General features: G+C 69.2%; 4 protein-coding genes and 1 pseudogene. 1 reads left to right on the top strand and 4 read right to left on the bottom strand.

What is annotated here, in order from left to right; translation table 11 throughout:
• Entirely contained in the window at positions 1-6,717 is a 6,717-nt protein-coding gene (locus WME73_RS37760; RefSeq protein ID WP_437917486.1) for an RHS repeat-associated core domain-containing protein, read from the bottom strand.
• A 1,040-nt stretch (positions 6,718-7,757) separates the two neighbouring features.
• Between WME73_RS37760 and WME73_RS37755 the strand changes: the two are divergent.
• Positions 7,758-7,970: pseudogene (locus tag WME73_RS37755) on the top strand (hypothetical protein); the annotation flags it as partial.
• A 177-nt stretch (positions 7,971-8,147) separates the two neighbouring features.
• Here the strand turns inward: WME73_RS37755 and WME73_RS37750 are convergent.
• From WME73_RS37750 to WME73_RS37740, 3 genes are all read right to left on the bottom strand, one after another.
• Positions 8,148-8,870: a hypothetical protein gene (locus WME73_RS37750; protein ID WP_437912715.1), complete on the bottom strand. Its 723-nt coding sequence runs from the start codon at positions 8,868-8,870 to the stop codon at positions 8,148-8,150.
• Positions 8,867-9,622, bottom strand: coding sequence for a hypothetical protein (locus WME73_RS37745; protein WP_437912714.1), 756 nt, complete (start codon positions 9,620-9,622; stop codon positions 8,867-8,869). Before WME73_RS37745 ends, WME73_RS37750 begins: the two co-directional genes overlap by 4 nt.
• A gap of 1,321 nt (positions 9,623-10,943) precedes the next feature.
• On the bottom strand, positions 10,944-15,032 hold the full coding sequence (locus WME73_RS37740) for a kelch repeat-containing protein (RefSeq protein WP_437912713.1): 4,089 nt from the start codon (positions 15,030-15,032) through the stop codon (positions 10,944-10,946).
• Between the last annotated feature and the right edge of the window lie 10 nt (positions 15,033-15,042).

The raw sequence follows: 15,042 nt of genomic DNA, 5'->3' as shown, positions 1-15,042 counted from the left end.
TTAGAACTCGAATGTGTGCTTTCCGGTGACGCGGCCTCCGAGGCCTTCGATAAACTCAGTGCATCCACCGGGGCCTGTGCAAATGGTGCTGGTGGTTACGCCGCGCGTAGGTGTCAGGCCGAGCTTTCCGGCTCCGAAAATTGCGGTTGGCTCAGCATGAACTCCTGGCATCGGTGGTGCTGGAGTCAGCCCGAGCCTCTGAGCCGCAGCGATTTGAGCGGCGGATAGATCGCTCGCGCCTCCAGCAACTAGCGTCGGTCCTTCGGCCGTTTCGACGAGCACAACCGTTCGTCTGAAGTTCATCGGCACACGTTCGACGTTGGCAATATGCTGAGCGAGCTCGCGAGTGGCTCCTGCCCCTCGTGCCGCCCCCGCCGCCCCCGCCGATCCCTCTGCTGCCCCGAGCCCCCTTCCCATCCCGAAGACGGTGGCCGCGGCGAGGACCATCGTCTTGGTCCCCGCCGCGCCCGCTGTCCGATAGTCATCCCGATCGATGGCGAGGGCCGTGTCCGCCGCGCCGCGGCCGATGTGGTAGAGCGGATTCACGGCGTTGAGCGCGCCGACGAGGCCGTCTTCGTCGTAGCCGTCCCACATCGCGCTGGCGAACTCGTAGCCGCTGTACATCCCGAGCGTCAGCGCATTCAGCACGAGCATCCGCCCGATCCCTGCTCCGAGGTCGCGCGTCCCCTCCGCGGCGCCCAGCAAGGTCTGGCCGACGACGGTGCCGGGACCGCCGACGCCCGAGTGCTCCGGCGAGACGGTCACCGGCTGCGGCACGTACCCGGACGAGCTTCCGGTCGTGCCCACGTCGATAGGCGCCGTCGTGGCGCCGACCTCCACGGCCTCGCGCGGCCCTTCTTCAGGCTGGTTTGCTTTCGGCGGCGAGTAGAAGATCTCTACGGCGTATTGTTCCGGGCGCACCACCGAGTAGACCGGCAGGATCGGCGCCTCCACCGGCTCTTCCTGGAACCCGCTCGGATCCACGTGATTGAGCGGGCTGTTGCGCACATAGCTGTACGGATTCCAGCTCTGCCCGAAGGACGGAATCGAAACGATCGGGTCGGTCGTCAAGAACCGCCCGATCCTTGGATCGTAGATCCTGCCCTTCATGTTCACGAGCCCGAGCTCGTCGTCGCTCTCGTGCCCGGTGAACCCCTGCGTCATCTCGCTCGGGAACGACGCCGGCGGGCGCTCCCCCCACACGGGGTTCCTGCGCTGCCCGAACGGGTCGTAGCTCCGCCGCTCGATCACGTCGCCGTCCTCGTCGGTGAGCGCATCGATCGAGCCGAGGTGATCGACATGCACGTAGCGCGTGCCGTCGTCCGAGCCTCCCCGAGTCACGATCGCCACCACGCGCTCCGGCGAGTGGACGTGGTACCGGTGCTCCACCGTGCCCGATGACGCCTCGGTGACCCGCTCGTACAGATCGCCGAAGTAGAGCGTCTCCTTTTCCGGCGTGGTCTTGCGGATCCGCTGCCGGTCGCCGTCGTAGCCGAACGTGATGGTGCTCGCGCCCTGCGTGATGCGCTCCGGCAGGTCGAACGGCGTATAGCGCACCGTCGTACCACCTGGCCGCGCCGTCTGATTACCGACAGCGTCATGCGCGAAGGTGTCCGTACCCGCGCCGGTGATCGCATGCGGGTGCAGCGGGTCGTCATACGAGAGGTCACCGACGTCCGACTTGAAGGTGAGATTGCCGTTCGGGTGGTAGTCGTAGCGGAGCGCGCAGGGCGCCGTCGCGCTCTCGAGATCGCCGAAGTACGCGCAGGTCAGCCGATGGATCGGGTCGTACCGGAAGCGCTCCGTCGTGTTCTCTGGCTGGAGCGCGTCGGTGCGGCGCGTGAGATTCAGGAGGTCGTCGAACCCATAGTCCAGGTCTTGCACCTCCCCCGCGCCGCTCTGCGTCGCCATGTGCCTCAGGCGCTGCTTGTCGGCGAAGTAGCTCCGCTCCGTGACGGCGCCGTTGCCGAACACCTCCTCCCGGAAGCGTCCTGCGCTGTCCACGTCCGCCAAGCGCCAGTAGGCGAAGCTCGTTCCGCTGTCGCGTACAGCGATCACATGGCCGTGCGCGTCGCGGTCGTGGGCCACGACGAACGGCGCCGCGCCGGCCGGCGCCGGGTACGTGACCGTCTCGACGCGGCCGAGCTCGTCGTAACCCAGCCTGACCGCCAGCGGAGCGCGCTCTCCATCGATGCGGAGCGAGATCGTGTCGAGCTGCCCGCGGCCGGTGTACCCGTACGTCTTCTCCCCGTCGGGGCTCGCGAGCGTGTGCAGCTTGCCGACGCCGTGCGCCGCGGTGTCCCAGGTCCACGTGGTCGTCAGGCTCTCCGCGCCGTGCTGGTCCACGCGCGAGCGGGGTCGACCGAGCGCGTCGTACGCCCACGTGGTCTCTCGCCCGAGTGCATCGCTCTGCGAGATCTGCTCGCCGAAACCATCATGCACCGAGACCGTCGTGCCCCGATCGGGGTCGTCTAGCTGCCGGACACGGCCGAACGCGTCGCGCGTCGTGCGCGTCACCGCCTCGCCCGGATCGGTGACCGTGTGCAGCAGGCCAAATGGGCCGTACGCGTAACGGGTGATCCCGTCGGCCGCGTCGGTGATGGTCTTGATGCGCCCCAGCGGGTCCTGCTCGGTCACTGTCGCGTGATCGAGCGGGTCGGTGACGCGCACCCGCAGGCCATCGTACTCCGTCGTCGTGGCCGCGTTCCAAGGCGTCGTATGGCGCACCTCGCGGCCTACTGCATCGTACTCATAGCGATCGTACAGGATCCCGCTCTCGGGCGTGTCCTCGCTGACCGGCACCGAGCGCCGCGCGACGTGCTCGCCCAGTGCGTCGTACACGACTTCCTGCATGATGCGCTTCGCATTGCCCGAGCCCTCCGACGGTTCCGGTTCGGGCCCATACCCTAGCCATCGGATCGGGCGGCCGAGGCTGTCGAACTCCACCGTATCGTCTGCCCTGCCGGTCGTGATGCTCTGCCGCCTCACCCGCCACGCATCCTGCTCCGGGCCACCGTCCTTGGTTCGGGAGAGCACCACCGTCGTCGTCGTGCCGTCCGGGCGCGTCTCGATGCCGAGTCGCCCGAAGCCGTCGTGCGCCCACGTCGTCACGAGCTGATTCGGATCGACCCGCTTGAGGAGCACGCCGAGCGCGTCGTCGAACTCCACGAGCGTGGTGTGCCCGGCCGCGTTCACGTGCTTCTCGGGGAAGATGCCCTCCTCGTCGAAGTCCACGCTGGATGTGCGCTTGTGCCCGAAGGCGTCCTCCGCCGTGACGCTGGTGATGTTCCCGAAGTCGTCGCGCGCATAGGTGAGCTTCAGCTTCGTGTCCGGCAGGCCGTCGTCGCTCTCGGTGGACTCGGTCTCCACCTCGCCGTGGATCGTGTTCGTTCGCGTGAGGGTCCTGCACTGCGACATCCCCGCCGCTGCGCTGCACTCCTTCAGCGTCTCCAGCTGGCCGAGGACCCAGCGCCCTGTGTCGTTCTTGAACGACCGCGTGACCTTGAGCGTCAGGTCGACGCCTTCCGTCGAGACCTCCTCGGCGCGCACGTTGCCGAACGTGTCGAAGTCCGTCACCTTCGATACCGAGTCCCGCAGCAGCGTCGCGCCGTCGCCGCCGCGCTCGATTTCCCGCACGTACGCCTCGATCGCGGTCGCGTCACCGCTCGGGAGCGGATAGACCCCTTGCGCTCGCCTCACCCGGCGCTCGGTGGGCAGCGTGAAGTACGTGGCGCCGTCGTTGGTCGGCACGAGCGTCCGCGTCACGTCGCTGAACGAGAGCTCGATCTGCTCCGGCCTGGGCTGGCTCGCGAGCCCCGGAGCCCCGCGCAGCGTCCGCTGGACGCTCCCCGTGAAGGGAAAGACCTGGAGCTCGTCGTCGAAGGTGACGTGGTCGTAGACGTCGATCGTCACGGCACCCGTATCCAGGTCGGTGACGATCCGCTCGCCGAACCCGAGAAATCCGCGGCCCAGCCGGTGGTAGCGTCCGTCGCGATAGCCGACCTCGAAGCGCCTCGCTCGATCCGCGCCGTTGTTGAGCGCGTACGCGCTGACCACCCGGCGAGGGCCCACGACGCAGCGCCGCGGATAGCCGCAGTCGTCCGCCGCGCCGGAACGCGCGACGTAGAGCGCGCTCCTCCGCTCTGGATCCTCCGCGCCTCCGTTCGTGACCGGCGCATCGGTCAGGTGGCCGTACGAGATGCTCACGTTGGGCACGAAGCCCGGCTCGGTCGGCTCGTGCGCGTTCATCCCGTCAGAGACTGCGACCAGGAGATCCTGGTCGGCCGAGAGGTTCTGGAAGACGTTGAACACACCGCCGAGCGGCAGGATCACGTCCTGGGCGCCGTCCCCGTTGAGATCGCCGGTGCGCGGCCCGCGCGGATCGGCGAGCGTGATCGCGTCACCGAGCTTGGCCTCGAAAGGAACCCCTGCGTCGACGAGCTTGAACGGCGGCCCTGCCAGGTCGCCCGTCGCTTGCAGGACGGCCCAGGAGGGGAGGACATCGGAGCCACCCAGCAGCATGCCTGGTGGGACGGGCATGAGGAGATCCTGCCGTCCATCGCCGTTGAAGTCGAGCGGCACCGCGAGGCGGAAAAGGGCGTCCTGATCCGGGGCCCCCAGCAGATCGCCGAAGCTGAACGCGTCGACGGTCCGGAACGGCGACATCACGAACGTCGGCCCCGTGTTGAGGTAGGTGTAGAGCTGGTGGCTATGGACATCCGATTCGACGGCATCGGGCAGGCCGTCGCCGTTGACGTCGAGAAAGACGACGCGGCCCCCGGGCCACACGACAGGGAGCTTGGTGTCGATGACCCCCCAGCGTCCCTCGCCCCGGCGCATGATCGCCTCATAGCTATCTCCAATGAGGGCCGTCCCGTCACCAAACAACCTCACGGAGGGCACGATGAGATCGATCTTGCTGTCAGCGTCGATGTCGAGCGTGTGGAGCTCCATTGCGCAGGGATAGCCGGTGAGCAGCTCGATCGATTCGCCAGTGGGGTCGAATCCCGCGGGCGTCGCGCCGCGCGCGGGCCTCCAGAGGTGGACGGTCCACACGGCGGAGAGCGGGTTCGGTACCAGCTCCTCGGCGTGGTCCTGGCACTGGATCAGATCCGGCACCGAGTCGCCGTCGAGATCGGCGAGGTGCACCGAGGCGCCGGGGCGTCTCAGGCTCGGCGGCGCAGGCGTGACCCCGAGCGGGAACGGCCGGCGGATCCCCGTGTCGTGAAGTGCGAAGGTCCGGTCCGGCTGGGACAGGAGCACGTGCCATGTGGTCTTGGTGTCGAAGACGTCGTGGAGAAAGACGTCCATCTGCCCATCGTCGTTGTAATCGAGCACCGTCCCGAGCTCCGGCTGAAGAAGGGCCGGGTCGGACGGTCCATCCGGATCGGCGACGAACAGCCAATCCTGGAGGAAGGCGAGCTCCGGCGCCGCGAGGAAGGACGGCGAGGCGCGGGGCCCGAGGTTGCGCGCCACCCCCCACGCGGTGATCGGATGCGACGGCGTGCTGGACCCCGCGACGATGTCCGGAATCACGAGATCGTCGAGGCCGTCGGCGTCGATGTCGAACACCATCGGGCTCGCCTTCTCGGAGACCGGCTTGTCGATGTCCGTCGTGAGCCGCTCGAATCCGGGCTTTCCCCGGCTGTATTGAAACCGTGTCGGAGGCTTGCACACGCCGTCGCTCGCGCACTCCTCGACCTGGGTGAGGAGCGTCCGGCTCGTCGTCGGGCTCAGCTCGTAGCGGAAACCGTAGCTCCGGACCAGCGCGTCGCCCGGACCGAGCATCTGGATCTCCTCCAGGCGAAGCGAGCGCTGGAGCGCCATGCCGCCCGAGTAGCCCATGCGAACCGCGGCCGAGTCCTTGGTCCCGTACACGAAGCGCACCGCCCGGGAAGGCTCGAGCGACGGCGTGCCCTCGAAGCTCGTGAAGCGGATCTCGTCCACCGCGTATTCGGCCGCATGGCCGTCCTCGGCCTCTGCGAGGCAATACGCGTACGTCATAGCGTTGCCGCGGCCGTCGCGGGCCTCGTTCGCGAGCCACGCGCGCGGGACGCCGCCTCGCGCGAGCGGCTTGCTGCCGTCGGCGCGCCCGTACTCCACGACGCGGCCGGAGGGCAGATTCGCCTCGAAGAAGAGCGCCTCGGTGGGCGCGCCGCGTTCCGGAGGGTAGTGACCGACCACCTTGACGAAGGTATCCGGGAACGTGCGGTACTCGATGGTTCCCGGCCCCTCTCCCACGGGGACGAGGCGCTGGCCGTCGAGGCAGAGCGCGTCGTCTCCGTCGTACCGCACGCCGCGGATCTCCCCGTCTTGCGCGAGGCTCTTCGGACATCGTGTGATCGCGGACAGCCCGGCGAGGGAGAAGCCGTTGCCGAGCACGCCGTCGCCGCCGTCGCTGCGATAGACGATCTGGAGCCCAGGACCCATGCCCGCGCGCGAGGGCGGGGAGGCCAGATCCATGGTGTACACGGCCTCACCGGTGCTCGTGATGGAAAACGCTCCGGGGATGGTGCCGGCGGCGACGTTCTCGACCTCCGGCGCGGGGCGGGACGTGGCAGGGCCATGCGCGCGCTGCGTCCGGCAGGCGACGAGGCCAGGTGGCTCCGGAAGCGGCTCACCGAAGGCGCACTGGCACCCGCCCGACGCGAGCACGCAAGCCAGAAACATCCAGAGCGGGATCAATGCCCGGAGCACACAACGCGGAACTGGCGACATCGCAGCCTCCCCGGCGAACAGCCGTGCCACGGCGCTGCATCGCGCGTCAAGCGCTGCGCTCATGCAAAACCGCCCCATCCATGCCAATGTCGAGGCATTCGTGACTGCATCAGTGCCGGGTCGGTGTGCGCGCGGCGGGCGCCACAGTTGCCCTCATCGAGGTGCGATTGGCCGTCCATGATGAAGTCGCGGCGAGGAGAGAGCGGGCCGGGTGGGCGAGCGCTCGGCTCGGGCGGCGTGCGCAGCGCCTCGACGACCCTGAGCGCGGAGTTCGGCTGAGCCTGGTACAGACCGATTTTGAGTGGATTGAGCCGGTACGGGAGGTCAGCACGCACGACGGCGTGATCGGCACGCGCCACGGCAGCCCAGGCGCGGCGGCGACCCGATCGGCATTGGTTACCTCGACGAGGACCAGCGCACGCTGGAGGGGTACCTACGCTCCGGAACCGCCGGGCAAGGGCGGCATCGGTTGGAGCCACCATGGCCGTCGGGGTTTGGTCGGGACGGCGACCGCGTCGAGACGAGTCGCTCCCCCACAGGAGTAGCACACATCAGGCGAAGAGGTGCTCGTAGTGGCCGACGAGGCGCCGGTTGGTGCCGGGGCTCCTCAGCCGGACGCTCCTCCTCGGGGCGCCGTCGCGGCCCGACGCCGCAGCCGGTCCCGGCGCCCCCCTCGGTGTCACCTCCGCGCGCGGCGCCGAGGGGCCGCGCAGAACTACCAAATCGCGCCCTTCGTTTTCCCCGGTTTTCGGCCCCTCAGCGGCGCTTCCGGGAACACCTAACCCCGCGACATGGCTTGATGTTCTTTCCGAGCGCGTACCCCGGTAGTTCGTCGCGAACTACCGGGAGCGCAGAACTACCGTTTCGGGCACCTTCCGGCAGCGTCGGTCACGGTTGCGAACGAACCCAACACGGATGGAGGTATATCATGACACGAGCGGCTCTCGCCCGTGTATCGGCACCCCTTGCGCTTCGTCAGGCGGACAACGGCACGCGCATGGTCGAGAGGACATTCCCGGACGTGCCCGCCCGAGGATCGTGGCCCCCGAGGGGGCGACGGCGGCTACGGCGGCCCCGGGCGCGGCGGCGACTCGATCGGCATCGCCTACCTCGACGAGGACCAGCTCACGCTGGAGGGCGTGACCTACGGGCTCGGTCCGCCGGGCAAGGGCGGCGTGAGCTGGGACTGGTCGGGCGAGACGATCACGGGGGAGGATGGCATTCAGGTCGAGACGCTGCGCTTTCCTGAATAACTGGATTGAAGCTTACCGCAGCGAGCTATCCGGCTCGATAGAACCGGGCGCGAAGGCCGAAGGTCATGTCGGCGAGCTCGGCCCGCTCTGGACGGTTCGAGCCCGGTCCGCTGCGCTTCATGCTCTTCCAGATCGCTTGGGGTGTCGGTGAGTGTCGAGGTTGAGAGCATCACCGGCTTACCATGCGTCTGAAAATAGGCAATCGTATAGCCTGGCCTCTCCCAAACGTCGTAGATTGGTCGCCACGTCCGGCACGACCACGTTGCCGACCTCCGGCGGCATGCGCTCGTATCCCCATGTCGCTTCGATCTCTTGGGCGATCCCCGCAGCGTACGGCCGCTCATCCGGCGATAGCTCAAAGGAGATGACCTGCCGCGTGGGTTTATCTTCCATCGAAGGTGGTTCAACAAGCTCGGGCTTGACCAGCTTGATCAGCTTGCCAACCCAGGCGGGCAGGATGTAGGCCGTATCATGGACAAAGATCGTGACGGCACGAGGTGGCGTCGCGCGGAGCGATTTCTTCCTCTCGATCTCCTCGAGATCCTCAACGAGGCGCGAGCTGTAGACGATGTAATAAGGAACCAGGAAGCTCACCCTCAATTCGATTGCATGTCGGTGTTCTCCGGTGGCCTTCGGAAGATAGAGAGAACCGGAATAACAGCCGTCGTGACTTCCCATCGCGAGATGAGCTGAGAAATTGTCGACCTCGTTCTCGGGGAACTGTTCACGCAGACGTCGCAACATTCCAAGCCACCGTTCGCAATCGGCGCCGGCTCGGCGACGGGCGTCCACCAGCCGTCGACCCTCTTCTGTTTGCAAGCGACCAAGATCCTCGTACGGAACCCGCCGAGGGTAGTGGCGATATACGACGTTGAATAACTCCTCGACCCCGTGCTTCATGGCTGTGTGACTCTGGACCCGGCCACGCGCTTGCGGAGGCTAATGTCCATCTCGTCCTTTAACCTGGCGCAGTAGATCCCCTGCGGAATAGTGGGGTTTGCCCTCATTGTTTTACGCGAAGCGTTGGTCGCTACATCGGCACTGATGCGCGCGGCCTCGGCCGGTGGAATCTGCCCCTGAGCTTTGTTTCGCAGTGGCATCCCGAACGTCATCTGTGGACATTCCCAGAACTCCGGGTATATCTCGACCCACCGCTTGACCTTCAGACGAACGGAGGCTGTCTGCCAGCCTCCCGATTCGCCTGTTCCGTCGTCGGGGATCGTCGTGGCGAAATTGAAGATGGTTGGCGAGAAGCCGTTCACTTCGGCCGGCGGACACTTCGAACTGCAGGTGTCGCTACAGAATACGTAAGTCTGGCCGTCTCCGGCTATGTCACCGGGGCCTGAGCATGTGCCGTTTGTCGGACTCTCCGCGCTGTCTCGCGGGCGCTCTTCTTCCTCTTCGTCTGAGCTATCCGTCTTGTTGCACTGGATCTTTTGCTCGCCGGCGCCTTGCCGTTCTCCCGATGGCGCATCACCGAAGTCACCGGCTGCGCTGGAGCTGAAGACCGGAACGGGCTCCGAACCTGGCCCCGCACCTGCGCCCGAGGTCCATTCCTCGCGAGGGTAGCAGTCGCCCACCGTCCAGTTACATGCCGCCAACGCCCAGATCGCGATAGCTACGATGAAAAGCAGGCTCGTTCTTGAGCTCATTTGACGCTCCATCGCATCACGGGGCCGGCAGCAACAACGACGGACGCGTGGCCTGGAAGAACAAGACTTCTTCCGCCGATCCAATCCACATTAGCGCTCGCCGATATGCCCAGCGGCCCCACAACGTACGCGCTGGCTTGCGCGTGTCCGCCTACCGCCATCCCGGCAACCTGTCCACACAAGGTGTTTCCGCACGCTGGCATGAAGTAGAGCGCAACCGATGGGCCTACGCCGATGTCGCCATCCCTCCAGCTATACCCAAGGGCAACGGAGGTGTGATTGTAAACACCGGGACCGCCTATCCGCCTATCTGGATTGGAGGCACGACGCTGCACAGATCATGAACCTTCAACAGGAGGTTCTTCTTAAGGTGCCACGATATCCCAGCATGCGGGCCTACCGCGAGGCGTGGAGCAGTGCCAGCCTGGATCCAGCCGAGACTTACACCGGCGCTCAGCTCCGATGCCTCTACCTGCGTCGAAGCGACACCGAGCACGAGAGCGAACATCGCCGCCGATGCGACCCGTCCGCATTTCGTTCTCATCGGTTACTTCCCCCTTTGGCACCGCCCGGAGAACGTGGCGATACAACCAATTCTTCTGATGACAGGATTGGGCGTCAAATGCAACCTAGAGGAGGGCATCCCAATGGCCATGGGTCGTACCGTCCAGAGCGTGGACCACTGGCAGCTGTCCGCAGCGCCAGTGTTCGTCAGGCTGCTGTCACTGGCGGTCTGTCCGCGTGGCCGTGAGAGCGCACGGACGGCGGTGCGCCCTGGGCTGCACGACGTCGCCCGCGTGCCAGCGCCACGAGCGAGCGCGACCCGCCGCGACGCCCTGGGCGGGCCGCCGCCGCGGTTGACGGCGCGCCGGCGGTCGCGCTCTGAGTTGCACGACATCGCCCGTGCGCCCGAACGTGGGGGCACACGACAGCGTCTCGTTCCCGAAGCGCGCACAGAAGAGTCCCCGCAGCGCTGCGGGAGCACGTCTCGCCCGCGCCCCTGGCAGTCCAGCAGGAGAAAAGCGCGCCAACGGCGCCGGCTCCGTCCGGCTGCGCGGTGTTGACGCTCACGCTGGCTGATGGTCCGTCGAGCAGGCCGGTTGATGGCCATTGCGGGCGCGCGCGGTTGCGGTCAAGGCGCGCGATGGCCATCGCTGGGGCACGCGTTGCAGGCCGCCTCGTGATGGCCTTCCGAACGTCCGCCGGCACCAGGGAAGAAGCCCAAGTTCGTCCCTGGTTGCGCGTGAGCGAGGCATGACCGAACCGCCCGGGAGCGTGTCGGAAGGGCACGACCAGCGAGAACTCGGCGAACGGCGGTAAATCAGCCTGCCTTGCGGAAACCCCTGGACCGCGCGGCGAGCAGCGCGGCGAGGAGGAGCCCGGGCACGGACGAGCCGCCCGGGTCAGGACCGGCGCCGCGCGCCAGAGCGCAGCCGTTGCCGTGCGCGCGCGGCGAGGCGCTCCCCTCCGGTGCAGGCGCCGGAGGCGCGCCGCCGGCATCGCCGCCGGAGCCGCCGGAGCCATTCGCGGCGGCGTCGCCGCCCTGGCCCTCGCCGCCCTGGCCCCCACCGCCCTGGTCCCCGCCGCCGCCGCCCTCTCCGCCCTGGCCCTCGCCACCCGCGCCGCCTCCGGAGCCGCTGGCGGCCTCCGCGAGCAGGCAGCCGCCGGCGATGCACTCGCCGCCTGGACAGGGCGCCCCGTCGAGCTTGTAGCGCCTGTCGCAGGCGCCGGTGGCCGGCGCGCAGACGGCGCGCCTGCAGGTGGAGGTGTCGGGCTGCGGGCACACGAAGGGATCGCCGCCGACGCAGGCGCCGTTCTGGCAGGTATCGGTCTGCGTGCAGGCGTTGCCGTCGTCGCAGGGCCTGCCGTCAGGCTTGCGCGGGTTGTCGCAATCGCAGGCGTCGCCGACCCCATCGCCGTTGACGTCGGCCTGGTCGGGGTTCGCGACGAGGGGGCAGTTGTCCGCCGTATCGGCGACGCCATCGGCGTCGTCGTCCTCGTCGCAGGCGTCGCCGAGGAGATCGCCCGCCGGCAGGCCACCATCGGTGTTGGCCTGGAGCGTGTTCGGGACCGCAGGGCAGTTGTCCTCGCTGTCGGCGATGCCGTCCTCGTCGGTGTCGAGCTCGCAGGCTCCGGCCCTGCACTGCCCGCTGAGGCACTCCTTCGGGAGCGAGCACGCGGCGCCGACGGGCTTCTTCGGCAGGCAGTCGCCGCCGGTCGCCGCGCAGTAGGCCGAGTCGGCGCACTGGGTGTCGAAGGTGCAGCCCGTGAGGCAGGCGCCCGCGACGCAGCGGTACTCGGCGCAAGAGCGCGTGTCGCCCTCGGCGCAGGCCCCGAGGCCGTCGCAGAGCGGGGCCTCGACGAGCTCGGAGGCGTCCTTGCACGAGGCCGCGCCGCAGGGGGCGCCCTGCGCCCGCAGCTGGCAGCCGCCGCGGCCGTCGCAGAGGCCGGTGGTGCCGCAGGAGGAGGCAGGTTCCGCGGCGCAGTCGTCGTCCGGATCGGCGCCGGCCTGGATGGGGCCGCATGCGCCGTCGGGGCCGGCTCCCTTCTTCGCGGCGGAGCACGCCATGCACGCGCCCGCGCAAGGGACGTCGCAGCAGACGCCGTCGACGCAGGAAACGCCGGCGCAGTCCGCATCGGTCTCGCAGGGAGCGCCGGGGAAGGCAGGGGTGTAGATCTCGGCGCTGGCGATATTGAGCTCGGCGCTGGAGATGTAGATGCCGAGGTTCACGCCGCCGGTGACCAGGACCTTGCCATGGCGCAGCAGGGTCGCCGCGTGTTGAGATCGCTCGATGTACATCGTCCCTGCCGGAGACCAGCTGTCCGTGGCCAGGTCGTACACTTCCGCGCTCGCGCTGCGATGGCCATTGACAGGGGCATTGCCCGCGACCAGGACCCGCCCGGCCAGGAGCCGCGTCGCCGTGTGGTTCTGGCGCGCGGTGCTCATGGGCGCTCGCATCGTCCAGCGATCCGTCGCCGGGTCGTACAGCTCCGCGCTCGCGAGCCCGCTGATTCCCTCCACGTCCGGGGAGCCGCCCACGACCAGGACCCGCCCATCGTCCAGCAGCGTCGCCGTGTGCGCCCGGCGCGCGGCGATCATCGGTGCTGCCGCTGTCCAGCCGCGCTCGCCGGGGCTCCAGATCTCTGCGCTCGGGGCGTCACCGCGGGGATCGTAGCCGCCTGTGACCAGGACCCGCCCGTCGCCCAGCAGCGTGGCCGTGTGCCCCTGGCGCGCGGCGAGCATCGCCACCGCTGCGGTCCAGGTGCCTTCCGCCGGGTCGTAGATCTCCGCGCTCGCGAGGTTGACGTAGTCGGCCCCGAGGCCGCCTGTGACCAGGACCCGGCCGTCGTCCAGCAGCGTGGCCGTGTGGGCCTGGCGCGCGGCGATCATCGGCGCTGCCGCTGTCCAGCTGCTCGTCATGGGGTCGAAGATCTCCACGGTCGCGAGCGCGCGCTCCTCGTTGCTCCCGTAGCCACCCGCGACCAGGACCCGCCCGTCGTCCAGCAGCGTCGCGGTATGGCTATAGCGCGCGTCGCGCATCTCCTTGGCCGCGGTCCAGGTGCCGTCGGCCGGGTCGTAGATCTCCGTGGTCCTGGGGTCGATGAATTCGGCCCAGCCGCCCGCGACCACGACTCGCCCATCGTCCAGCAGCGTCGCCGTGTGCGCGTAGCGCGCGTCGCGCATCGGCGCGGTCTCCGACCACGGGCTCGTGCCTGGCGGGTCGTAGACCTCGGCGTTCGTCTCGACGCCTTCATTGCCGCCCGTCACGAGCACGCCGCCGCGCGGGAGCAGCGTCGCCGTATGAGAGCCGCGGCCGACGGCCATCGCGGGCGCGTTCGACCAGCCGCCATCCACCGGGTCAAACATCTCCGCACTCGCGAGGAACGCGCCGGGATGCGTCAATCCGCCCGTGACCAGGACCCGCCCGTCGTCCAGCAGCGTCGCCGTGTGGTCAAAGCGCCTGAAGCTCATCGGCGCCGTCGCGGTCCAGATGCCCTCCACCGGGTCGAACAGCTCCGCGCTCACGATGGACGTGCTTTCGTCGTCGTTCGTCATCCCGCCCGTGACCAGGACCTGCCCGCCGTCGAGCAGCGTGGCCGTGTGCCCTCGGCGCGCGGCGTTCATCGATCGCGCCGGGGTCCAGGCGTTCGTCGACGGATCGTACACCTCCACGGTCGCGATCTCGCCCTCCCCCCCGAAGCCGCCGGCGACCAGGACCCGCCCGTCGGCCAGCAGCGTCGCGGTGTGCCCGTATCGCCCGGTGCTCATCGGCGCCGTCGCGGTCCAGATGCCCTCGCGCGGGTCGAACAGCTCCGCGCTCTCGAGGAACTTGCCGTCGTTCCAGCCGCCCACGACGAGGATCCGCCCGCCGTCCAGCCGCGTCGCCGTGGGGCCCTGGCGCGCGACGTTCATCGGCCGCGCTGGCGTCCAGCGGTCCTCCGCCGGGTCGTACAGCTCCGTGCTCGCCACCGCTCTCGATCCATCGGAGCCGCCCACGACGAGGATCTGCCCGCTGTCCATCAGCAAGGCGGCGTGATCTTGGCGCGGCGCGCTCATCGGCTGCGCTGGCGCCCAGCTGTCGTCCGCCTGGTTGTACAGCTCCGCGCTCGCGAGATAGCCTTCGCCGCCATAGCCGCCCACGACCAGGAGCCGCCCGTCGTCGCCGCCGAGCAGCGTGGCCGTATGCCCGGCGTCCCGCCTCGTGGCCATCGCCCCGACGGCGCGCCACAGCGGATCCACGAGCAGGAGCTCCCCCGACGCCTCGACAAGCAGCGCGATCTCCGCCCCGCGCGCCTCGAGGCGCGCCGCGATCGGCCGCCCGCTTTCCGCGAACGCTCGCGGCGCGGTGACGCGCAGCCGCGGCGTCCCCGCCGCGTCCACCACCTCGACGGCCTCGCCGCGCTGCCGCAGCGCCGCGCCGTCCACCTCCCAGACGGCCGCGGGCTCACCCGCCGGCACGGCGCCCGGCGCCACGGTGAGCCATTCCTCGATGCCCCCGGCGGCCGCCCGCCAGAACGACGCGCCGCCCGCGCGGCCGTAGATCACCGCGCCGTCGACCACCGCCCCCGGGCCGGACGCGCCGGCCTCGCGCACCCGCACCTCGAAGCCGCCAGCGCCCGAGAGCCGCATCCAGCCGCCGCCGTCGCGCGGCAGCTCGGCCTGGAGCCGCGGCCCGCGCCCCGCCAGGCCAGGCGCGCCCAGCGCGAAGCCGCCGCCGGTCGCCACAGGCGCGCCGGGAGCGCCGCTGCCCAGCACCTCGGCGGCCTGCGCCGGGAACCGGCGCTGTACGAGCGCCGCCGCCGCCGCGCCGTCGTGCCCCGCCGCGCACCCGAGCGCGCCCATCCACCCCACAACGGCCAGCACCAGGACGGCCATGACCAGCACGCGGAGACCCGACCCAGCTCGCATGCCGGCGAAT

The sequence above is a fragment of the Sorangium sp. So ce302 genome (genome assembly GCF_051530145.1).
GTDB lineage: Bacteria > Myxococcota_A > Polyangia > Polyangiales > Polyangiaceae > Sorangium > Sorangium cellulosum_B.
The sequence above is the reverse complement of the archived record's forward strand: the minus strand, read 5'-3'. Positions and strand labels throughout refer to the sequence as shown.